The organism is Bradyrhizobium canariense (assembly GCF_900105125.1).
GTDB lineage: Bacteria > Pseudomonadota > Alphaproteobacteria > Rhizobiales > Xanthobacteraceae > Bradyrhizobium > Bradyrhizobium canariense_A.
Window position 1 is genome coordinate 7018660 of sequence record NZ_LT629750.1, and the last position, 22485, is coordinate 7041144.

Below are 22485 nucleotides of genomic sequence, written 5' to 3' on the forward strand. Positions count from 1 at the left end.
CGTTGCGCGTGCCCCGATTCCTGCTGATCGTCTTCATCCTGGCGATGGCGCTGACGCTTCTCGTGCCTCTCGGAGAGGTCGTGCGAATTAGTTTTACGGACGAGTTGGGTGCACCGACGCTCGCGAATTACCGAGACGTGCTCGGCGCCGGATACTTTCGCAACGCGCTCCTGCAGACATTGGCTTTTTGCCTCTTCACATCAGTGGGCGCCGCGCTGCTTGGACTGCCGGCCGCATGGCGGATCGGGCGGGGCGGTTCAGGCGCCGTGCTGCTCCGGGGGTTCTGTCAAGCCAACTACGCGTTCGGCGGCGTGGTCTACGGGATGCTCGCCGTAGCGTTGATTGGCAATGTTGGGCTGGTGCCGATCGCGGAATATGAACTTTTCGGCACCGAGGTGACCCGCGGCTTTGTATACACCACCGCGGGCCTGGTCGTGGCCTATGCTGGATTCCAGATCCCGCGCTGCGCTCTGCTTCTGGCGCAGGCCGTCGAGAAGCTGGATCCTGATCTTCTGCGCGCGTCGCGCACCTTGGGTGCGCGTCCGGCACAAACGGCATTGCTTGTTGCAGTCCCCCTTCTTGGTGGCGCCATTGTCAACGCCACCGTCTCGACTTTTCTGATCTCGATCGCCTCGTTCGGCGTGGCCCTCTTGGTCACCCGCAGCTTTCCTATCTTCGGCATGCTGGTTTTCAAGGAATTTGTCGGCTTTGCCAATTTCGGTACAGCCTGCGCGATGGCTGTGTCGCTTGCGGTCGCCGCGTTTGCGACCGCCGGGGCGATGCGCCGTCTCGCAAGTGGAGGCGTTTACTAATGGACGTACGGCTTGAGGACGTCACAAAGCGCTTCGGTATCACTCCGCTGCTCGGAAAGACGAACCTTTTGTTCAAGTCCGGGGCGGTCACGGCGCTCCTGGGTCCGTCAGGGTCGGGTAAAACGACGCTCCTAAACATCGTTGCCGGCCTCGTCGCGCCGTCCTCGGGGACAGTGATCTTTGGCAAGCGGGACGTGACAAATGAACCGGCCGAGACGCGTCAAGTCGGTTACGTGTTTCAAAACCACGCTCTTTTTCCGCATTTGAGCGTGGCCGGCAATGTAGAATTTCCGCTTCGGGTACGAGGGATAGGCCGCAGCGAACGCCGGGCCCGCGCCCGTGACGCGCTCAAGATGGTTGAAATAGCGGCCTTGGCCGAGCAATCCGTCGTGACGCTCTCGGGAGGACAGCGGCAGCGCGTCGCGCTGGCCCGGGCATTGGTAGCGGAGCCCGACGTGCTGCTCCTCGATGAGCCGCTGTCTGCGCTCGATCCGGCCCTGCGAAGACGTATTCGGGAGGAGTTGCGGAGTCTTCTGGAACCTTTGCCGGTCCCGGTGGTGCTGGTTACTCATGATCAAGAGGACGCGTTCGTGCTAGCGGACCGGATCATCGTGCTTCTCGAAGGCCGGATCGCGCAAAACGGATCGCCGCAGGAAGTCTATCTCCAACCCGCCACCGAAGAGGTTGCGAGATTTGTTGGCCCGGCGAACTATCTTCCGGATCGGACCGGTGTCCTGCGGATGGTTCGCCCGGAGGATTTCCAGCCGGTCGGTCATGACCAAGCCGCGGACGTGACGATGCGGGTTGAGCGCGTGCAGTTCCTGGGAGATCGACGGCGGCTATTAGGTCGCGACAGCGAGGGGCGCGCCATCGTGTCAGACGTGGACAAATGGCATGAGGCTACACCAGGTTCACTTATCCGGCTCAGGATGCGAACAAAAGGCTGCGACGCCGGAGACATGCTGGACGTTGTTCGGGAACGCAGCGATGCGTTCTGAGACGATCGCGCCGGTGCGCGGCAGGCAAGCGGGCTCGCGGCGCGGCACAGAGATCGCGTGGCGCCTGTTGGAGCCCCTGTTGGTTTGGCTTCCGCCTGCGTTACTCGTCGCTCCGCTTGGCTTCCTGTTCGTGGGCGCTTTCACGGTTACCTGGGACAGCCGCGGCCTGCGAGGGGCTACCCTGCAAGGCGTGATTGAGGCCTTTGGGATCGTGCGGGAATCAATCGCGTTCAGCCTGTTACTGGCTACCGCCACCGCAGTAATCGCAACCGCCGTCGCAGCGCCGCTTGCTTATGCGACGCAAGGGCGCTCGGGATGGTTTGTGCGAGCTGCTCGCGATCTGGGTGCACTTCCAGCCGTCGTGCCATCTCTCATGCTCGGGATGGGTTTGATCCTGGCGTATCCAAGCCTTCAGGGCGGCTGGGTGATTTTGCTTACAGCACACGTTCTGCAAGCACTGCCGTTTGCGATCTGGCCCATAGCTTCCGCGCTAATCATGTTCGATACGGATATGCTGGATCGGGCCGGACGTACGCTCGGAGCTTCTCCGACGCAGCGTTTCGTGCTTGTCGCGTTGCCAAATGTCTGGCGCGCCGTAGCGACCGGAGCGGCGACGGCCTTCGTCATCTCCTTTTCAGAGAGCGGCAGCAGTTTATTCCTGGGATCGGCACGGTATCGTCCGATCGGCGTCGTCCTCGTGGACACCTTCACGAACCTGGACCAGCGGTTGTCCGCGGGCACTGCGGTTGTTTTCACCGTGGTTCTGCTCCCGGCGCTGATTGCGTTGGAGCTACTGCTCGCCTCCAGCCGCCATCCGGCGCAGGCGCGCCGGAAAGGCACGAAGGCACAGTCATGACTGCCGTGATCATTTAACTCATTTATGACCGGAGGAGCTGCAAACATGCCCATCGAAACCTATGCCCAGTTCTGGCCTTTCTACCTTAGCCAGCATCGCAGTGCCGCGACGCGTAATGTCCACTTCATTGGGACGAGCGGTTTCCTCGCTCTCATCATTGTCGCAGCCATTACCCGGAGCGGGTGGCCGCTGCTTTTGGCGGTGCTGACGTTTTACATTCCGGCATGGTTTGCGCATTTTTTCATCGAAGGGAACCGGCCCGCAAGTTGGCGGTACCCATCCTGGTCGTTTGTAAGCGACGTCAGGATGTTGCTGCTCTGGCTCACAGGTGGTCTCAGTGCGGAGATCGCAAGGTTGGACAATTCACCAATGACGTCCGCGGACCTCGATCGCCCGGCTGAGCGTGATACGCCGGCTAGAAGGATGGATGATCGTTGAGTTGCGAAGTCGTCGACCTCACAGTGATGAGCCTCAATATCTTTCTTGAATGCACCAGATGGAAGCCGCAGGGCCCGCAGAATTTTTCTGGGACTAATGATTGGCCCATCGTTCGTATGCATGATGCAAAAGAGGAAATTCAATGTCACACGTGAGATTTGTCGGTTGTGGAGACGCTTTCGGTTCTGGCGGGCGGTTCAATACCTGCATCCTGGTAGATGTGCCGAGTTGCCGCTTCGCAATTGACTTTGGGGCCTCATCGCTGATCGCGTTGAAAGCCCAGGGAATTGATCACAATTCCATCAGCACAATAATCTGTACACACATTCACGGAGATCATTGTGGAGGCATTCCCTTTCTCCTGATGGATGCGATGCTTGGGGCTAAACGAACAGCACCGCTTACCATAGCTGGGCCAAAAGGCATCCAGGCGGGAATCTTCGCGATGCGAGACGCTCTCTTTCCAGGAATGGAGCGAATGATTCCGAAATTTGACATCGAGTTCGTTGAGATCGCGACGGGAAGCGAACGAAGCCTTGGCCCAATAAATGTCACAACCTTTCCTGCTATTCATACACCTGAGACGAATCCAACTTCAGTACGAGTTGCGGTGGACGGAAAAGTAATAGCTTACACAGGCGACGGCGAGTGGACGTCCTACATGCCAACGATGGCGAGAGGCGCGGATCTGTTGATCGCCGAGTGCTATTTTTATGAAAAGCCGGTCAAGTTTCACCTCAACTATCCAACCCTGAAGGAGCATTGGCACGAACTTGAAGCCAGACGGATTGTGTTGACTCACCTAAGTCCGGAGATGATCGGAAAAGCCGACCTAATTGCTGAAATCTGCGCATACGACGGCATGGTGGTCGGGATCTGAGCGCAAAATGCAGCTAGAGTTTTAGCTGCTGCCGCACTGCCAAAAGCGCTCCGTGGCTCCGGCATCGAGCGAATTGGGGCGGCGATCACGCCGAGAGTCTGCAAGATTTCGCTCGGACGGCCCGGCGCGGGCTCCGAAATGATGATGGCACTCACCGCACCAGCGATCATCTACGCGTGGTTGCCCAGCGCGGTGCTAGGCGTTCGCAGTTTTGGACCGAAGTGACGCGCTCGGAGAGCTTCGAACTCCCGCTCGGATTCGGAGACCTCCTGGAGCACCTGGTTTGGGGCCGAAGCCCAAACCTGTATTCCATAACAATGGATCTGCGAAGCGGAAACAAACCCCTCGATCTCCATAACATCCGATGGACGGCGTCCGGGTGTAATCGTGACTTCTCTAAACGGCGGCGGCACCCGGGTCGGTTCAAAAGCGACTTTTATGGCTCTTCAACGACATCGCAGCAAAAGCGAAACATTTTGGCGCGATTTGCTCAAAATTCGGCCTTGCGCCTCAAGTTTTCCAGGCTGTATGCTTTGGTATACCATGGAGTACCAATATGATTTGCCTTGGATCCGACATTGGCGGCACCTTTACCGATCTCGTGATGATCGATGAGACGACAGGAAAGATCGAGATAGAGAAGGTCTTGACCACTCCCACCGATCCCTCGCTTGCGATCGAGCGCGGCCTGCAGGTCTTTGACGATCGCATCAAGGGTTGTGTCGCGCGGGCTTCACTGTTGGTCCACGGCACGACTCTCGTCATTAATGCGGTTCTGGAGCGCAAAGGTGCGGTGACGGGGCTAATCACCACGCGTGGATTCCGCGATGTAATCGAGATCGCGACCGAAAAGCGCTACGACGGAAATGACCTCCAACTCGACCTGCCCGAACCGTTGGTGCCACGCCCCCTGCGTCTTGAGGTAGACGAGCGCACTCACGCGTCGGGCGTCATTCTGAAGCAGTTGGACGAGCGCTCTGTGACCGAAGCCGCGGAAGCGCTGCTTGCGAAGGGTGCGAAGTCAATCGCGGTTTGCCTGATCAATTCGTTCGCCAATCCGGCGCACGAGAAGCGCATCGGCGAGATTCTTGCGAAGGTCGCGCCGTCGGTGCCGGTGACGCTGTCGCATCAGGTTATGCGTGAGCTGAAGGAATATGAGCGAGCGACCACGGCCACGGTGAATGCGTACGCGAAACCGGTTGTCTCGCGCTATCTCGCCATGCTGGAGAAGCGCTTGGAGCGCCTGAAGTTTACCGGCGACTTGCTGCTCATGCAGTCAAGCGGCGGCATTAATTCGGCCGAGCACGCGCGCAATTTTCCCGTGCAGATCATCGAGTCGGGCCCAGCAGCGGGTGCGATCGCGGCTGCACACTATGCCTCGCTTTCGGGTCAGAACACGGTGCTGGCATTCGATATGGGCGGTACGACTGCGAAAATGTGCCTTGTGAAGGACGGGCGCGTAGCGCGTGTACATGAGCTTGAAGTCGGCCGGGTTCGACGATTTAAGCGCGGTAGTGGATTGCCGGTCCGCATTCCTGTCGTCGACTTAATGGAGATTGGCGCCGGTGGCGGTAGCCTTGCGCAAATCAGCGCGAAGGGAACACTTGAGGTCGGCCCGGAAAGCTCGGGCGCCGAACCTGGCCCGGCCTGCTATGGACTTGGTGGCGATCGGCCGACCGTCTCCGACGCCGACCTCATTCTCGGTTACCTTAATGCGGATTACTTCCTCGGCGCACAGATGAAGCTAAATTCGTCTGCGGCACGTCGTGCGATCGAGACACATCTAGCCAGACCTCTAGACATCACTGCGGCGCAGGCTGCTTGGGGCGTTCACAGCGTCGTCAACGAGAATATGGCTAGTGCCGCGAAGGTGTATGTCGCCGAGAAGGGCGAGGATCCATCATCCTGCGCGATCGTCGCGTTTGGCGGAGCAGGGCCAGTTCACGCCAGCGACCTCGCGCGCAGAATCGGCGCTCGCACGGTTCTGATACCGCCCCGCGCTGGCGTCGCATCCGCTTTTGGCATGCTGGTGGCGCCAATGACGTTCGATACTGTGCGCACGCATCGCGTCTGGCTGTCGAAGACGTCGCCGACGCAACTTGCCGATGTTTTCAACGAGCTGGAGGCCGAAGCACAACGGGGCATGCCGGCGAGCACGCCGTCTGCCGTCATCAAATTCGAGCGTTCGCTTGACGTCCGCTATCTCGGACAGGGCTACGACGTTTCGGTACCGACCGAGAATACGGATGATCTCTCCGCAACGAACGTACGCAAAGCCTTCAATACAGTTTATCAGAAACTCTACGGGCGTGTATTCGATGCGCTTGAACTTGAGATCATGAATCTCCGAGTCCGGGCGATCGCGCCGGGGCGCCAGTTTGTGGAGCAGGCAGAGACACCAGCGGGTGAAGCCGCCGAGGCTGCCGAAAGCGCGCGCGAGGCCTACTGCCCGGTCATCGGTGATTTCGTCTCCCACAAGGTGTTGCGGCGCAGCGCGCTTAGGAGAGGCGTCGAGATCGCGGGTCCTGCGATCGTCGAGGAGGCGGAGTCGACGACGATCATCAATTCCGACAGCACGCTGACGGTCGATGCGTCCGGCACGCTCGTCGTCTCGTTGGCCGCGCGGGCGATTCCCGAAGCGTCCGCCAGCCGCGCAAGCGAGAGCCTCGATGCGGTGTCGCTCGAGATGCTGTGGCGCAAGCTCGCATCGTCGGTTGACGAGCTTGCGGCAGCTCTGGTGCGCACCTCGTTCTCGACGGTTGTGCGCGACGTTAAGGACTACGCCTGCGCGGTGTTCGACGGACGAGGGCGCTTGCTCGTGCAGTCGAGCGATAGCACGCCGGGGATCGCCGGCGGTCTTGGCCCGATGCTGCGGCACATGCTGGAGCGCTATCCGTGCGAAAAGCTGAAGCCGGGCGATGTGCTGATCGGCAACGATCCCTGGCACGGGAGCGGACATCACGTCGACATCTTCGTTGCAACGCCCGCATTTCGTGGCGAGAAGGTCGCCGGATTTGCGGTGTCAGCAGCCCATCATGTCGATATTGGCGGGCGCCGCGCAACGACCGAGAGCCGCGACAATTATGAGGAAGGTCTGCGTATTCCGGTATGCAAGATATTTAAGGGCGGCGAGCCGAATGAGGACGTGTTTGCCTTTATTGCTTCGAACGTCCGCATGTCAGACACCGTGATCGGTGATCTGCGCGCGCAATTCGCGGCCAACCATGTGGGTTGCGAGCGGCTCGTGGAGATCTGTGCTCAGCGCGGCTGGCCGGATCTGCAGATCCTCGCCGACGAGATCATTATTCGTTCCGAGAAGATCACGCGCGCGGAAATCGCGTCCATCAAGGACGGCGTGTACACGCACGAGGCGCCGATCGGCATTATCGGCGGCCAGGAGTTGCGCGTCCGCGCGCAGGTGACGGTCGAGGGTGAGGAAATTGTCGTCGACTTCAGCGGCTCGTCGCCGCAGGTCGTTTCCGCGATCAACTGCACGCTGACATACACGGCCGCCTATTCGGTATTTGCCGTCATCGCGCTCCTTAACCTGCCGATCCCGACCAATCATGGCACACTCGCGCCGATCACGGTGCGGGCGGAGCCCGGCACGATCCTGAATGCCCAGTTCCCGGCCCCCGTGTTCGCGCGCACGACGATCGGAAACTTCGTGCCGGAGATGATTTTTACGACTCTTGCGCCAGTGATGCCAGAGCGCGTCATCGCCGGCTGCGGCGGCACGCCATTGTGGGCGCAGTACATCTTCGGCAAGCGCCGCGACGGGTCGTCATTCGCGACGTTGAACGCGGCGAGCGGCGGCCTCGGCGCGCGACACGACAAGGACGGCGTGTCCTGCCTCACATTCCCAGTAAACATCGGCAACACGCCGGTCGAAATCTTAGAGACTGATCTGCCGCTCATCGTCGTGCGTCGCGAGCTTTGGCAAGACTCGGCAGGGCCGGGACGTACGCGCGGCGGTCTTGGACAGATTTTCGAACTCCTCGTCCCGGACAGCGAGCTTGGACCAGATGGACCGATCCTCATTGGCTTCCGGGGCGGTCGTTATGATTTTCCGGTTCCGGGTCTGCTTGACGGCCGCGAGACGCCGAAAGGGGTCATGCTAATCGCGGGCGCCCGTGCAGGTGCGGGCGGTGATACCACGGTGCCCCCCGGCGGGTCGATCATTTGTCAGATTCCCGGTGGCGGCGGTCTCGGCGATCCAAGTGAGCGCGATCGTGAGCTTGTCCGTCGCGATCTCGCGTTCGGATACATTTCGGCGGGGCATGCGGAGCAAGCTTACAGCTATTCCGCGGAGCGGGATGCGGCGACGAAGAAAGAGGTCGCGTGATGTCCGCCCTCGGACTGACCCGCCGCTCCCTGCTGGGTGGGGCCACGCTTGTGCTGATCGGAAGCCAAGCGCGCGCCGACGCCTTTCCGAACCGCACGATCCGGATTGTCGTACCTTGGGCGCCGGGCGGTGTCGCCGACATCGTGGCGCGTCTCATCAGCGACCGGCTGACCGCACAACTCGGCCAACCGGTCATCGTCGAGAACAGGGCCGGCGCGTCCGGCATGATCGGAACGGACTTTGTGGCGAAGTCGCCACCCGACGGCTACACGCTGGTCCTTGTGACGGCGAGCACCCATGCGATGGGTCCCAGCGTGGTGACGACCACCCCGTACGATCCGGTCAAGGACTTTGCGCCGATCATCCAGGTCACGACAGCGCCCGCCATCATGGTGGTGCCGAAATCCTTGCCGGCGAGCACGGTCGCGGAGTTCGTCGCGCTCGCAAAGCAGAAGCCCGGTCAGCTAAACTTCGCGTCGTTCGGTGTCGGCAGTTCTGCGCACCTTGCCGCCGAGCTCTTCATGCAGGCGACGGGAACGCGGATGGTTCATGTCACTTATAAGGGCTCGGCGCCGGCGATCATCGATCTGATGGGCGATCGCGTGCAGCTGTTCTTTGATTCGATCCCTTCGGCGCTCCCGCATGTTCGCGCCGGAGATCTGAAGGCGCTGGCGGTGACCGGTCTGATGCCGACCGCCGCAGCGCCGGATCTGCCAACCGTCGCAGCGAGCATTCCGGGGTTCGATTTCACGGTTTGGCAGGGGCTCGCGGCTCCGGCCGGAACGCCCGCGGTCATTGTCCAGAAGATTTATGTGGAAGTGGCCAAGATCATGGCACAGCCGGAGGTCAAGAAGATACTCGTTGACCTGGGTGCGGATCCCGTCAGCGTAAATCCCGACGGTTTTGCGGCGTACATCCTTCGCGAAAATGAAAAGTGGCGCCGACTTGCCAAAGATGCAAAAATCTCCGTTGCGAATTAATTGACTCTTGCACCTCGCAGGCAGAACCAGAATGGCCGGATCAAAGTTGTCCCGCGTCCGTGAGAAGCCACGGCGTTCGTCGGCGCCGCCGCGGCCGGGATCCACGAGCCGTCTGGCGCCGCGGGAGGAGTCGTTTGCGCTCGTTGACCGTGTATACGAGGAAATACGCGAGGCCATCCGCGAGGGCTCGATCAAGCCGGGATATCGGCTCGTCGAACGCGACATTGCGGCACAGTTGAACGTTAGCCGGACCCCGGTCAGGGAAGCACTGAGGTTGCTAGAAGCCCATGGCCTCGCCTCGTCGGTAACGGGCCGCGGTCTCGTCGTCACGTCACTGACGCCGGGCGAGATCGTGGAACTCTACCATGCATGGGAGATGATCGAAGGCGTTGCAGCTGCAACCGCGGCGCAGAACGCGACTAACCTTGAGATCGACGCGTTGCGGCAGATACATTCGCTGTGGAATCCGGAAGACACCGCGCGTAATCTCGGCCGCCTGAACAAGCGCTTCCATCTCGCGATCCACGTCGCGACGCACAATCGCTTCCTTATACGCGCGTCGCGTATAATCGACGATTCAGTCAGCCTTCTCGGATTTTCCACCTACTCATTGCCCCGGCGAGGACACGAGGTTGCTGCAGAGCATGGTGCGATCCTCGAGGCGATCGCGGCGCGAAACCCAACAGCTGCTGCAGCGGCCGCTCATGCGCACATCCGTCGCGCGGGCCAACTGCGGATGGCGGCGAGCACGGAGGGCGCAGAAATCCACGCGACCGCGGATGACTACGCGCAGGCCTCTCGCATGGATTGGCGTTAGGTCGTGCCAGCGCCTGTTCCGCGCGCCGAGCATCCTGCGTCCTATTGGGCGGCAACGCGAGGCCCCGGTCACGGCTTCGACGAACTCACCGCAGATCGTGAAACCGACACGCTGATCGTCGGAGCTGGATTCACCGGGCTTTCGGCTGCCTATCGTCTGAGATCGATGGGAATCGATTGCACGGTATTGGAGTCGAGCGACGTCGGCTGGGGCGCGAGCGGACGCAACGGCGGCATGGTAGTGCCGCGCTTCAAGCACACCTTTCCGGCGCTCGCAAAGGACTACGGCGTGCGGACCGCGCTTGACATGCATTGCGCCGCACACCGCGCCGTCGATCTGATCGAAACGCTCGTGCGCGATGAGGGCATGGATTGCGGCTTTGCACGTTGCGGGCACCTCACGCCATTTGTGCACGCGCATGATGCCAATCGTTTCGCCGCGGACGCGGTCTGGCTTGAAAAACAGGCCGGCGACGCGGTGCCGCGGCTGCTCGACCGCATCGAGACCGAGGCGCGCACCGGAACGCCTTTCTATACCGGGGCCTACTTCGAGCCGCGTGGCGGCGCGATCCATCCGCTTCGATTCAGTCGCCAGCTTGCCGCAGCGGTCGCGCGGCGAGGCGGTCGCATTCACGTCGGCACGCCGGTGCTGTCCTGGTCCCGCGAGGGTGCGTCGGTCGCCGTGCGGACGCCGAGCGCGACGGTGCGTGCCCGCAGGCTGTTGCTGACGACTAATGCCTACACAGACCTGACGCGCGCGGGCTCCGACCTCAAGTGCCGTGTTGTGCCGATCACCTCGTCGTTGATCGCAACCGCGCCGCTCGGCGAGTCGGCGCGCGCGGCGATCCTGCCACACGGTAACGTCGTGACTGACGCCAAGAGATTGACCAACTATTTTCGGATCTCTGACGACGGCCGCATGATCTTTGGCGGGCGAGGTGGTGCGTCACACAAGGAATCCAACCGGATCTACCGCCGGCTTACGCGCGAGATGGCGCAGATCTATCCCGCGCTCGCGGACTGCGGCATCGACTTTCGCTGGTCCGGACGTGTCGCCGTTACGCTCGACGGGTTACCACGGGTGGGACGATTAGCCGATAACGTCTTCTATGCGATGGGCTACAACGGTCGTGGCGTCGCTTTGGCGACTTTGTTTGGTTACATGGTTGCCGATCTTAGTGTAGGGCGGGGGAGCGAACTCGGTCCGCTCACAGATCCACTTACGTCAATTCCGTTTCATGCGTTTCGTGTGCCAGCAAAGAAAGTCATTATGACATACTATAAAGTGCGGGACACGTTGGGAATTTGAACGCGAGGTTGCGAACGCATTGGGTTGTCGTAACTGGCCGAATTTAGAACTAGTCGCGGGCGGAAGCCCCTGCCCAAGAAGACGGCCCGCACATGGAGCCGCTGGCGAATACGGAGTATCGCACATCGATGCTTTGGGTGGGTGCGGCGGTGGCGCCCATCCCTACGAAAGCGGTGTTTTGGCGAACGTTGAGGCTCACTCCGCCGGTACTACCTCGGCATTGGGATCGCCGGGTGCCGTCGCCCAGGCCAACTCGACAAGCGTCACGATCCGCCGGCCAGTACCGTCAAGCTGGCAGACGATAAGGCCCTGCTCCTCGATGTATGTCAGCAGGCGTCGCGCACGGCGCAATGAGTGCGAGCCATAGGCGCGGGCAATCGCGGCATCGCTCGGGCAGGGCCAACCTTCCTTCGCTGCGCGGGCGACCATCATGAAGACACCCTGCATGTCCTCGGGCAGAATCGCGGCGCGGACCGAGACATCCTGCCACGCGTCATCCTTTGTCATATCGCAGTCGAGGCCGGCGCGCGCGTGTATCAGCATACGACGGAAGTCACCTAGGTCCGGCACGGCCAGACCAAGACCCTCGATTCGGCAGCGGACGACGAACTCCTGATAGAGTACGCCGATGACACGGAAACTCGCGTCGGGTTCGGCCATGACGGCGCGCAGAATACGGTCCACGCGCTCACGCCGCTCGGCCAGTTCCTCAGCGCTAAGTGGCTGCTCCACCACTTCGGGGCGAACCTCCAGCGCTACAGACTTCGCCAACATAAGCTGCTCGAGGACGTCAGGCGCCGGCGATCGGCGCGGTGGCCGGATATTTTCGGGCGGCGGGGCGGCGAGAATAGTGGCGCGTGCGTCCTCCAGTGTCGCACTCGGTAGCGGCATCAGTCGCGGGGTTACATTGCGTGGCTGGGTATCCGTTGGACCGATGCGGAGCTCTAGAGGGCGGCGAGAGAGCGCTGGGCCCAGCGCCATAAATTGCCCTCGTTCCAGATCGCGGAAGGCTTCTGCCTGTCGCCGCTCCATGCCGAGAAGGTCGGCGGCGCGCGCCATGTCGATATCCAGGAAGGTGCGGCCCATGAGGAAATTGGAAGCCTCGGCCGCAACGTTCTTAGCAAGCTTGGCCAATCGCTGGGTTGCGATGACCCCCGCAAGCCCGCGTTTGCGGCCTCGGCACATCAGATTCGTCATGGCGCCGAGAGAGAGTTTACGGGCCTCATCGGAAACCTCCCCGGCGACGGCTGGCGCGAACAGCTGTGCCTCATCGACCACCACGAGCATCGGGTACCAGTGGTCACGTGCAGCCTCGAAAAGCCCGCCGAGAAAGGCAGCGGCGCGCCGCATTTGGTTCTCGGCGTCGAGCTCCTCGAGATTGAGCACCGTGGAGACGCGATGGATGCGCGCACGCTCCCCGGCAGCCTGCAGGCCCCGCTCAGTATGGTCCTCGGCGTTGATCACGAGGTGGCCGAAACGGTCGGCAAGCGCTATGAAGTCGCCTTCGGGGTCGATGACGGTCTGCTGCACCCAGGGAGCACTCTGTTCCAGTAATCGTCGCAGCAGATGCGATTTGCCGGAGCCGGAATTGCCCTGCACCAGCAGACGGGTAGCTAGTAGTTCCTCCAGGTCCAGAGTCGCCGTGGCGGCCGTCGTTGTGTGTCCCATCTCGATCGCAACGGTCATGCCTCGACTCAAAGTCTCCCTGCAGACAGGGGCTTATCAATCTGAACGCAGCGCGTCGAGCGCCGATGTCTGATAGCCCCATATTCCGCGTGCCATGCGAACGCCAGCGGTTCAGACACTGACCTGAATAGGCGTGACAAGCCCGGAGCTGCCGGAGTTCAGCAAGGGGGCTGCGTGTCGCTCCGCCGCGTCCAACGGGTTCGCGCGAAGGCTCCCTGCAGTTTGGCGACTGATAAGGAAGTTACACAAAGCTTATCAGTTCTTGGAACGATAGCTTTCTATCAAAATCAAGTCAGCTGCATAGTGATAAGGTTTTCACACAAAGCTTATCAGTCGTCGAGCGGCTCCTTCTGGCACAAAGCGGGACATCGACGCAGCGTTGAGGTCCGAAAAGTACAGTAGCAGGCATTGCACCTCCTACTCTTCTTTGGCAGTTGTAACTACATCGGCGAAATTCCCATTTTTCCAATAACCTCGGACCATTTTGAAATCTCCGACGCCATAAATTGTTTGAGGTCTTCCGGCCCGAGGTCCGTCGGTTTAGCGCCTTGCTCGGCGAAGAGCGCGCGCACCTTTGGATCTCTCGTGGCATCCTGGGCTGCGGCGTACAACTTATCGACGAGAGCCTTGTCTATGTTGGCGGGCGCAAGCAACGCAAGCCACGCACAGCTCTCGTAGCCTTGCAGGCCGGCCTCGGCAGCCGTCGGCACATCAGGCAATGCCGTCATGCGTTCGTTGCCGGCCACCGCAAGAGCACGCGCATCACCGCTCTTTATTAGACCTAAAACGTTTGGCAGGAGTTGAAATCCGACGGGAACTTGGCCGGAGATGAAGTCGGGCGTATAGCTTGCAATATTCCTGTAAGGAACGTGGACAAGTTGTGTTCCAGTGAGTTGTTCGAAATAGGCGCCGGCTAGATGTTGTGAAGAGCCCACGCCAACTGAACCGTAATTGAGCTGCTTAGGGTGTTCCTTCGCATAATTGATTAGGTCGATGAGCGTTTTGGGCGGAAGTTTCGCGTTAATAACGACGATATTAGGAAGAGTGGCGAACAAACAGATTGGTGCGAAGTCTTTTTGTGGATCGTAACCGAGCTCCTTGAACAGAGCTTTGTTTGCAGCCAGCGGCCCGGAAGTACTCATCACCAGCGTATAACCGTCCGGCGCAGCGTGCGCGGCTGCTGCCGTACCGGTATTCCCTCCCGCGCCAGGACGATTTTCAACCACGAAGTTTTGGCCGAGAGATGTAGCCATCCGGCCAAGCAGGATGCGTGTTATAACGTCGCTGGCGCTGCCAGCGGCAAATGGCACATAGATCTGAATCGGCCGGTCGGGGTAGTCGGAGTTCGCGCCAGCATTAGACGGCATTGTGACCGCTAGGATTGTGGCCGCGCAGTGGGACAGAATTGACCTCCGGTCGGCCCGAAATGTATCTTTTGACCGCCGGACGTCCTCTACTTGCCTTGTGGCATCAACAACGTTTGAGCACATCGCTATTTCCCGTTTAAACAGTAAATAGCACTATCTCGGATTAATCCATCAAGGTCCGAAGCCTAATGTCTGCTGTTGCCCCGTGACTGTGAGCACTCTTGATCACGCTTATTGCATCGTCCCATAGTGCGAGACGAATACTTTACATCGCAAATTCACCTATTCCCGTAAGACCGCCTCGGCGTCATAACCGTAGAGCCGCTCCTGTTCCGGGGGGAAGGTTGCTGATTCTGGAATCCGGTTCTCGCGCATACTCATGTTGCGCGCCGCGATCTCGGAGGCGTCGCTCGTCTGGTAGAGTTGTTCTTCGCGGCGGGCAAGCCCTTGCATCCAGGCGGTGCGCGGCTGGCGAAGTTTCACGTAACGTTCGAGGGCTGCGACCGGTTCGTCCGGCGATGCGGCGAGACAGCCAGCCAGAACGTACGCGTCTTCGATGCTCTGCGCTGCGCCCTGCGCGTAGAATGGCATCATCGGATGGGCCGCGTCGCCCAGCAAGACCACCCGCCCGATCCGCCAATCGGGCAGCGGCTCGCGATCATATAGTGCCTGGCGGAGCACGCGCGGCGTCGCCGCGATGATGGTGCGAATTGTGTCGTGCCAGCCGGCATATTCGGCCAGCGCGTCCTCAACACGCCCCTCAGCCAGCCAGGATTCCCGTGCCGGCTGTTTCGATCGGCTGATGCCGATCCAATTAAAGGTCTTTCCCGCCGCGATGTAATATTGGACGATGCTACGGTTCGGTCCCATCCATACGCCAGCGACCTTAGCAACATCAAGGTGTGCGACGCGCTCGGCCGGCACCAGCCCGCGCCAGGCAACGTTGCCGGTGTATCGTGGCAATTCCTTACCGAACATTTGTCCGCGCACCGTGGAATGAATTCCGTCGGCGCCGATAAGGATGTCGCCGGTCGCGGTGCTTCCATCTGCCAACGAAATGGTGACGCCATCGTTATCTTGATCGAAGCGCTCGATACGGGAACCGAGATGGAAACTTCCTTTCTCAAGGCCGCCAAGCAGGACATCAAGCAAGTCGGCCCGGTGCGCGGTGTAGTACGGCGCACCGAAACGTTCTTCCGCCCGCTCGCCGAGCGGCGTGTAGTAGAGACGATCACCGTTGTCCCAGGCGCGGTAGTCACGTCCCTCCGGGTAATACGCGACGCGAGCAAGCGTACCACCGAGGCCAAGCTCCCGCAGAATCCGCGTTGCGTTGCCGCTGACCTGAAGGCCGGCGCCCACCTGACCGAAGGCGGCGGCCTGCTCGAATAGCTCGGCGGCGATGCCGCGCTGACGGAGCGCCAGCAGCGCGGTAATTCCGCCGATGCCTCCGCCCACAATAAGAACCTTGTTTTTGCTAGCCACGATCGTTGACCTCAAACCGGGGGCCCGCGGAAGAACCCCAACTGTCGTAAATACTCGCGGTTTTCAAGCTTTCCCGCAAGACCAGCATAGGTCAGGCGGCTCCGCACGCACACCGGCATCGCAATGGGTCAATGTCCGGTTTGCGTGGCGGGTTCAACTGATCGCTGCAAATTCCACGAGCTTGTCTGCTGGGGTTTGATAGTGCTAGGTCTCTCGAGGCCTTTCATTGAGCTGCGTTGCTATCGCGCTGAGTTTGGCTTGGGTGTGTAGGGACAGATCGGTGCCACGCGTTGTCGCTTCTTGCGGTGGCTCTTACGCAAGGAGTGCAACTATGCCTCGTTCAAAGCCTGCGCGATGTCCGCGATCAGATCAGACGGGTGTTCGATGCCGATCGACAGCCGGATCGTGGAGTCGTGAATGCCTATTTTTTGGCGAATGTCAGCCGGAACGCCGGAGTGGGTCATGCTGGCGGGCAGGCTGGCAAGCGATTCAGTGCCGCCCAGGCTCACCGCCAGCTTGATGATTTGGAGCGCATTCAAGAATTTGAACGCGGCGGCTTGGCCGCCAACAATGTCGAACGAGAATGTGGAGCCTGCACCGGTGCATTGTCTCGCGAATACACGGCCAGTGGGGGAGGCCTGTTCGAAGTGAGCAAGGTAATGGACTTTCGCCACCTTGGCGTGGTCGTGCAGATAATCCGCTACGAGCCGTGCGTTCCTATCGGCTTTTTCCATGCGGATGCTCAGCGTTTCGAGCGAGCGGCTGATCATCCAGCAGGAATGAGGGTCCAGTTGGGTGCCGATGGCGCCTCGCAACGCTTTGACATCTTTCATAACGGCTTTCGAGCCGAGCGCAGCGCCCGCGATCAGGTCGGAATGTCCGCCGACATATTTGGTCAGCGAGTACAACGAAAGATCCGCGCCGTGTTCGATCGGCCGCTGAAACAGCGGCCCGAGCAACGTATTGTCGCACGCGACGATTGGCGTGTGCCCCTGGGCCAGGCCGATCATTTCTGCGACGCGGCGGACCATCGCGATATCGACCAGGCCGTTGGTGGGATTTGCCGGCGTTTCGATAAAAATCATCGCGACCCGGCCTTTGCGCATGGCGTCCTCCGCCGCCAACCTGACTATGGTTTCGTCGATGCCGTCGGCAAAGCCCACGGCGCTGATGGAGAGGCCCGCAAGCGTTCTCGCAAACAGAGTTTCCGTCCCGCCATAGAGCGGTTGAGAGTGCAGAATGACGTCGCCCGGGCGGGCGAATGCGAGGATCGTGGTCGCAATCGCCGCCATGCCTGACGAGAACAGCGCGCAATTCTCGGTGCGCTCGTAGATAGAGAGCCGGTCCTCGACGATCTCGCTATTGGGGTGATTGAACCGCGAATAAACCAGGCCCGCGCCCATCCCCTCGGGAGGTTCGCGCCGACCCGAGACGAAATCGAAGAAGTCCTGTCCGTCTTCGGCGGTCTTGAAGACGAAGGTCGAGGTCAGGAAGACCGGTGGTTTGACGGCCCCTTCCGACAGTTGCGGATCGTAGCCGTAGTTCAGCATCAGCGTTTCGGGATGCAGCATGTGATTGCCGATGTAGGTCTTCGACGGAAACGGTTTCACCATGGCCTGTCTCGCTGTCTGAGTTCGGAATGTCGCCCTGCGTTGGGAGTCTTCCGCAATGGCGAGACAGTCAATAGCGTTGGGCATCAGAGCACCCAGCGGCTCCCTCCAGTCAAAGTTGCCAGGCTCAAAGTAGCAGAATCCAGAAGTGATTTCACTGCGCCCGAGCCGATCCCCGGATTTCGCACTCATCTCGCCAATGAGCGTGCGCAGCTCGGCCGAAACCTTCGGTCTGCCAACACGGTTGCGGGATCGCGGGCGCCAATACGCCCAAAACCCGGCACGGTGCCAGCGAATGATGGTCTCCGGCCTGACGATCGCAATCGCCTCAAGGACGGATGGAAACCGGCGATAGAGCCAAACAAATAGAAAACGATCCGCGTTGTTGAGGTGCGGTCGCTTCGGCGTTCGCCGGCGAAGCACATTGAGTTTTTGCCGGAGGACCAGATAGACGCGCCGAGACCGAACGCATTCTTTCCGTAAATCGCCAGATACTCGGAAGCACTGAATTCGTTCGGTTTGCCAAGCAGCAATTCGGAGCAGCCGGAAGTCCGCCGTTTTTGAGATCGGAGAGCAAGCTCGCCTCCGATGCGAACATTCCACGAGTCCCGCGGAATGGCCGAGACATGTTACTAGGCTTCCGGGCGCGCGTTTCCTTCACGAACGCCATCTTTAGGTTTCGGAATGAGTACGTCCAAATTGTTTGCAGCGTTCGCTTGCACCGTTTCAATATATGGATGGAAACTTTCGTTGTATTCCTTGAACGCCAGTTCCACATTCCCACGGTGTTTTTGAAACGCATCCGCTAATGCGGTAGCGCCGATTATCGCCAACGACCCGCCCATGCCCGCAGCCGGAGAGGCGCAGTAGGCGGCATCGCCGACAAGGGCCACTCTGCCTTTCGTCCATGAGGGCATTTTTATCTGGCAGACTTTGTCGAAGTAGAATGACGTCGAATTCTCCACTTTTTCCAATAGCTCCGGCGTCTTCCAGCCTTGGCCGGCAAACTGTTCAGAAATAATTTTTCGCTGCTGCGCCTCGTCCCGATAGTCGTAAAGAATCTCGTTTTCGGAAGAGAAGCAAAGAACGATGTCCGTCTTGTTATTATAAGCATTCAGCATCACGAACTTGCCCGGTTCGCTATACATCTGCGTGGTATGTTCCTTGATCAACAACTCGTTGACGATCGTTATGGAGAAATATTGCCCAAGGAAATGCAAGTATTCATTTTCGTCTCCAAACTGCAGTTTCCGAACACGCGAATGAACCCCGTCGCAGCCGAATATCAAAGAAAATGAGCGTTCCGAACCGTCTTTGAAGGTAACTCTGACATCGTTTTCCGTTTGGTCTAACGCTTCGATACTGTTTTTGAAAACGAACTCCACGTCGTCCTTTACGGCACCGAACATAAGATCCAGAAGCGTATCCCGCTCTATCTCCCAGTCGATTTCGGAGGATGGGGTACCGGGCGGAAATTGCAGCGATCCTTCCGTGGCATCATCGGCGTTTTTCAGTTCTACGCCTTCCATCTTCAAGCGGTTTGCTTGAATCTGCTCGAACAGGCCCATGCGCTTCACGATATCTGCGACATCATCGCCGATGTTAACTGGTGTCCCGCCTTTCTTGAGGTCTTTCGAAACCTCAACAACCGTTACTTTGTAGCCGAGTTTGTTCATCCAGTATGCGGTCGCCAGTCCTGCGAAACTTGCCCCGGAAATGAGCACGTTTTTGTTTGGCGCGGTTTCCGCCGCAGCACCGCTGACTTGCTTTTGCATATATTCCGTCCAATCATGTATGTATACAATACATAGATCAAATACGTTTATGTACTTAGTACAATAAATGGCGTTTTGGAGAACTTGTCAATGCCGCCTGATCGCCGAATTCGTAAGCGCCTCGCCACGCGACAGGGCATCTCCGACGCTGCTACGCGGCTCTTCATTGAACGCGGTTTCGATAACGTCACGGTAGACGAGATCGCGGAGGTCGCCGACGTCGGCCGGATGACGGTGTTCAATCATTTTCCCCGCAAGGAAGACATGTTCTTCGATCGGGACGAGGAAGGTCGCGAGACGCTTCGTGATGCTTTGCGGCAGCGCGATAAAAGTGTCGCCCCTATCGAAGCGCTACGATTGCTCGCTCATCGGGCCGCTTCGGAAGACCCCCTTTACATAAGCTTCTCGCCCGAAAGTCAGGGCTTCGTCGAAACGATTGAGAAAAGCGCTACTCTCATTGCGCGGGCCAGGGCGATACGCGACGAACTCGCACAATTCGTGATGGTGGCGCTCGCCGAAAGCGTAGAGAGAGAACCGACCGATCCGGACGCCCATTTGGCGGCCAATCTGCTTCTCGCAACTTGGACGGTGGCTTTCATCCGAGCGCATCGCGCCTATCGAGAGAGCCAGGATGCCGAGAAGGCGAAATCCGTCTTTCTCGCACTGATTGACCGGGGAACCAGTGGCCTCGAAGCCGCCATGGTGGGCACGCCCTACGCCCAAGCCTCACTTCAGGCCGCTGCGCAAACGCGCTTTCAATCAAAACGCGTGCGCGGTACCGCCAGATCTCGCCAGCCGCATACTTGAAATCACCATCGTGGGGATCGAACAGACGGAAGGTTGTAAAGCCGGGCCAGAGTTTCAGGTTCGTCGAGGCAACCGTGCCGCACACATTTCGATTTTCATCGCATCGCATCGAAGAAAGCGCGCGCCCCTCGCCCCTAGTCGCGTATGTCCGTTAGATTGCGCCGCCGCACGAGCTTGGTCGCTAACGGGGCAAAGCGGACGTAGTCTCGTCCCATCACGCCAACGGGTTTATGGGTACACGGGCTTAGTCCCAAACGCTTTGCGAAGGGGGGAGTTCTGACCACCGATTGACCACCGAAACCCTACGACCAAACAGCGATAAAGGTGGTCAATCAGAGCTAGACGTCATTGTTTTTATTGATCTTCTCGATCGCTATTTACGTTCGGGACGCAGGGGTCGCAGGTTCGAATCCTGCCACTCGGCCGGGGGAAATCTGCGTCCGCGGACCGATGGTGGTACGGGAATATGCCGACGCCGACGGTTGGTGTTCGCGGGGCGACCTGATGAGCGTGGATGGCGAGGGATATCTCACCTATCGCGGCCGTCAGGACCGTATGATCAATACCGGTTACCATATCTATCCTCAGGAGATCGAGGCCGTGGTCGCCGGGATTCCGGGCGTAGATGAAGTGCGAGTGCTCGGCGAACCCAACAAGGAATGGGGGCAGACGGTCGTTGACGGTCTCCAGCTGGCATCGGAAAGCCGCGCGTTCAGGTCGTTGAAATAACAGCACGTCCACAGAACTAACAAGAGCTCGCTTGCAATGTTTAGTAAATTGTGATTTACTAAACAAATCGAGCTGCACCGGATCCTTAGAATCCGGGTAAGCACGAGGAAACGTCGTTCAGTCATTCACCCGTCAAGGACTGTGTTGCTCTGCTCGAAGCATTCGAGCGGGTAGGAAAGCTGTGCCATGTCGATGGCCGGCTCCACTGGGAGGGAACGCATAATGAGACATACGATGAAGGCGCTTCTTGTTGCATGCGGGGCTGTTGCCTCCGCGCTCGGCATCGGAGCGGCGACCGCGCCCGCGCAAGCGCAGGGCAAAACCATCACGTTGTGTTGGGCCGCGTGGGACCCCGCCAACGCGCTGGTCGAACTGTCCAAGGATTTCACTGCCAAGACCGGGATCGGCATGAAATTCGAATTCGTGCCGTGGACCAACTATGCCGATCGCTTCCTGAACGAACTCAATTCGCACGGGTCGTTGTGCGATCTCATCATCGGCGATTCACAGTGGATCGGCGGCGCCGCCGAGAACGGCCAGTACGTCAAGCTCAATGATTTCTTCAAGAAGGAAGGGATCAGCATGGACGACTACATGCCGGCGACCGTGGTCGGCTATTCCGAGTGGCCGAAGAATACGCCGAACTACTGGGCGCTGCCGGCCATGGGCGACGCGGTGGGCTGGACCTATCGCAAGGACTGGTTCGCGCGCCCCGACGTGCAGAAGGATTTCAAGGCCAAATACGGCCGCGATCTCGCCGTGCCGAAGACGCTGGACGAACTTCACGACATCGCGCAGTTCTTCCAGGGTCGCGAGATCGACGGCAAGAAGGTCTATGGTGCATCCATCTACACCGAGCGCGGCTCGGAGGGCATCACCATGGGGGTCTCAAACTATCTCTATGATTATGGCTTCAAATATCAGGATCCCAACAAGCCCTATGCGATGGACGGTTTCGTCAACTCGCCGGGTGCCGTCAAAGGACTTGAAGCCTACAAAGAACTCTACAAGTGCTGCACGCCTCCTGGCGCTTCCAACTCCTACATGTCGGAAGGTCTCGATGCCTTCAAATCAGGCCAGGTCGCGTTGCAGATGAATTTCTTCGCCTTCTTCCCCGGTCTCTACAAGGACCCGAATGTCGGCGGTGACAAGATCGGCTTCTTCGTCAATCCAGCCGGCCCCGCGTCACAGGCGACGCAACTCGGCGGGCAGGGAATCTCCGTTGTTTCCTATTCCAAGAACCAGGGCGAAGCACTGCAATACATCAAGTGGTTCGCCGCAGGGGACGTGCAGAAGAAGTGGTGGGCTCTGGGTGGATATTCCTGCGCCAAGTCGGTGTTGAACGACCCGAGCTTCCCGGGCAGCGCCCCCTTCGCCAAGGAGTTCCTGCAGTCGATGGGCATGGTCGTCGATTTCTGGGCTGAGCCCTCCTATGCACAGCTCCTGCAAGCCGAGCAGAAGCGCGTGCATGATTACGTGGTCGCCGACAAGGGCACCGCGCAGGAAGCGCTCGACGGGTTGGTGAAGGACTGGAAAGCTATTTTCAAGGAAGAAGGCAAGTAGTTCTGGGATAGTCGCCTGGAGTGCGCTGGTCA

17 protein-coding genes are annotated in these 22485 nt (G+C 59.5%); 12 read left to right on the top strand and 5 right to left on the bottom strand.

Annotated features, from left to right (window positions below; genetic code table 11):
• Window positions 1-44: 44 nt before the first annotated feature.
• The 9 genes from BLV09_RS33150 (at window position 45) to BLV09_RS33190 (ending at window position 11434) form a co-directional block, all read left to right on the top strand.
• Complete coding sequence (locus BLV09_RS33150) at window positions 45-812, top strand: ABC transporter permease subunit (RefSeq protein ID WP_146690409.1); 768 nt, start codon at window positions 45-47, stop codon at window positions 810-812.
• Entirely contained in the window at window positions 812-1810 is a 999-nt protein-coding gene (locus BLV09_RS33155; RefSeq protein WP_146690410.1) for an ABC transporter ATP-binding protein, read from the top strand. Before BLV09_RS33150 ends, BLV09_RS33155 begins: the two co-directional genes overlap by 1 nt.
• 130 nt (window positions 1811-1940) lie before the next feature.
• The gene (locus BLV09_RS33160; protein WP_167558964.1) at window positions 1941-2666 is read left to right on the top strand and encodes an ABC transporter permease subunit; all 726 of its coding nucleotides are present in this window, start codon (window positions 1941-1943) and stop codon (window positions 2664-2666) included.
• A gap of 45 nt (window positions 2667-2711) precedes the next feature.
• A complete protein-coding gene (locus BLV09_RS33165; protein WP_146690412.1) occupies window positions 2712-3104 on the top strand; it encodes a DUF962 domain-containing protein in 393 nt (130 codons plus the stop codon).
• 142 nt (window positions 3105-3246) lie between these two features.
• Entirely contained in the window at window positions 3247-3984 is a 738-nt protein-coding gene (locus BLV09_RS33170) for an MBL fold metallo-hydrolase (protein ID WP_146690413.1), read from the top strand.
• Between the two features lie 556 nt (window positions 3985-4540).
• Entirely contained in the window at window positions 4541-8329 is a 3789-nt protein-coding gene (locus BLV09_RS33175) for a hydantoinase B/oxoprolinase family protein (protein WP_146690414.1), read from the top strand.
• Window positions 8329-9309 carry a Bug family tripartite tricarboxylate transporter substrate binding protein gene (locus BLV09_RS33180; protein ID WP_100386405.1) on the top strand — a complete coding sequence of 327 codons (981 nt, stop codon included), beginning with the start codon at window positions 8329-8331 and terminating at the stop codon, window positions 9307-9309. Before BLV09_RS33175 ends, BLV09_RS33180 begins: the two co-directional genes overlap by 1 nt.
• A 7-nt stretch (window positions 9310-9316) precedes the next feature.
• Window positions 9317-10126 (top strand): GntR family transcriptional regulator, encoded by an 810-nt coding sequence (locus BLV09_RS33185; protein ID WP_146690415.1) that lies wholly within the window; start codon window positions 9317-9319, stop codon window positions 10124-10126.
• A gap of 3 nt (window positions 10127-10129) precedes the next feature.
• On the top strand, window positions 10130-11434 hold the full coding sequence (locus BLV09_RS33190; protein WP_146690416.1) for an NAD(P)/FAD-dependent oxidoreductase: 1305 nt from the start codon (window positions 10130-10132) through the stop codon (window positions 11432-11434).
• 195 nt (window positions 11435-11629) lie between these two features.
• Here the strand turns inward: BLV09_RS33190 and BLV09_RS33195 are convergent, their stop codons facing one another.
• The 5 genes from BLV09_RS33195 to BLV09_RS33215 form a co-directional block, all read right to left on the bottom strand.
• The gene (locus tag BLV09_RS33195; RefSeq protein WP_146690417.1) at window positions 11630-13120 is read right to left on the bottom strand and encodes an ATP-binding protein; all 1491 of its coding nucleotides are present in this window, start codon (window positions 13118-13120) and stop codon (window positions 11630-11632) included.
• A gap of 440 nt (window positions 13121-13560) precedes the next feature.
• A complete protein-coding gene (locus tag BLV09_RS33200; protein ID WP_146690418.1) occupies window positions 13561-14487 on the bottom strand; it encodes a Bug family tripartite tricarboxylate transporter substrate binding protein in 927 nt (308 codons plus the stop codon).
• Between the two features lie 282 nt (window positions 14488-14769).
• Window positions 14770-15984, bottom strand: a complete 1215-nt coding sequence (locus BLV09_RS33205) for an FAD-dependent monooxygenase (protein WP_146690419.1) — start codon at window positions 15982-15984, stop codon at window positions 14770-14772.
• Between the two features lie 314 nt (window positions 15985-16298).
• A complete protein-coding gene (locus tag BLV09_RS33210) occupies window positions 16299-17582 on the bottom strand; it encodes a cystathionine gamma-synthase family protein (protein WP_100386409.1) in 1284 nt (427 codons plus the stop codon).
• Window positions 17583-18211: 629 nt separating this feature from the next.
• The gene (locus BLV09_RS33215; RefSeq protein ID WP_146690420.1) at window positions 18212-19354 is read right to left on the bottom strand and encodes an FAD-dependent monooxygenase; all 1143 of its coding nucleotides are present in this window, start codon (window positions 19352-19354) and stop codon (window positions 18212-18214) included.
• A 90-nt stretch (window positions 19355-19444) separates the two neighbouring features.
• Between BLV09_RS33215 and BLV09_RS33220 the strand changes: the two genes are divergently transcribed.
• The 3 genes from BLV09_RS33220 to BLV09_RS33230 all read left to right on the top strand — a co-directional run bounded on the left by BLV09_RS33220 (window position 19445) and on the right by BLV09_RS33230 (window position 22453).
• The gene (locus BLV09_RS33220; protein ID WP_146690421.1) at window positions 19445-20161 is read left to right on the top strand and encodes a TetR/AcrR family transcriptional regulator; all 717 of its coding nucleotides are present in this window, start codon (window positions 19445-19447) and stop codon (window positions 20159-20161) included.
• 450 nt (window positions 20162-20611) lie between these two features.
• Window positions 20612-20890, top strand: a complete 279-nt coding sequence (locus BLV09_RS33225) for a class I adenylate-forming enzyme family protein (protein WP_349536700.1) — start codon at window positions 20612-20614, stop codon at window positions 20888-20890.
• Between the two features lie 222 nt (window positions 20891-21112).
• Entirely contained in the window at window positions 21113-22453 is a 1341-nt protein-coding gene (locus BLV09_RS33230; RefSeq protein ID WP_146690423.1) for an ABC transporter substrate-binding protein, read from the top strand.
• The last annotated feature ends 32 nt before the right edge of the window (window positions 22454-22485 follow it).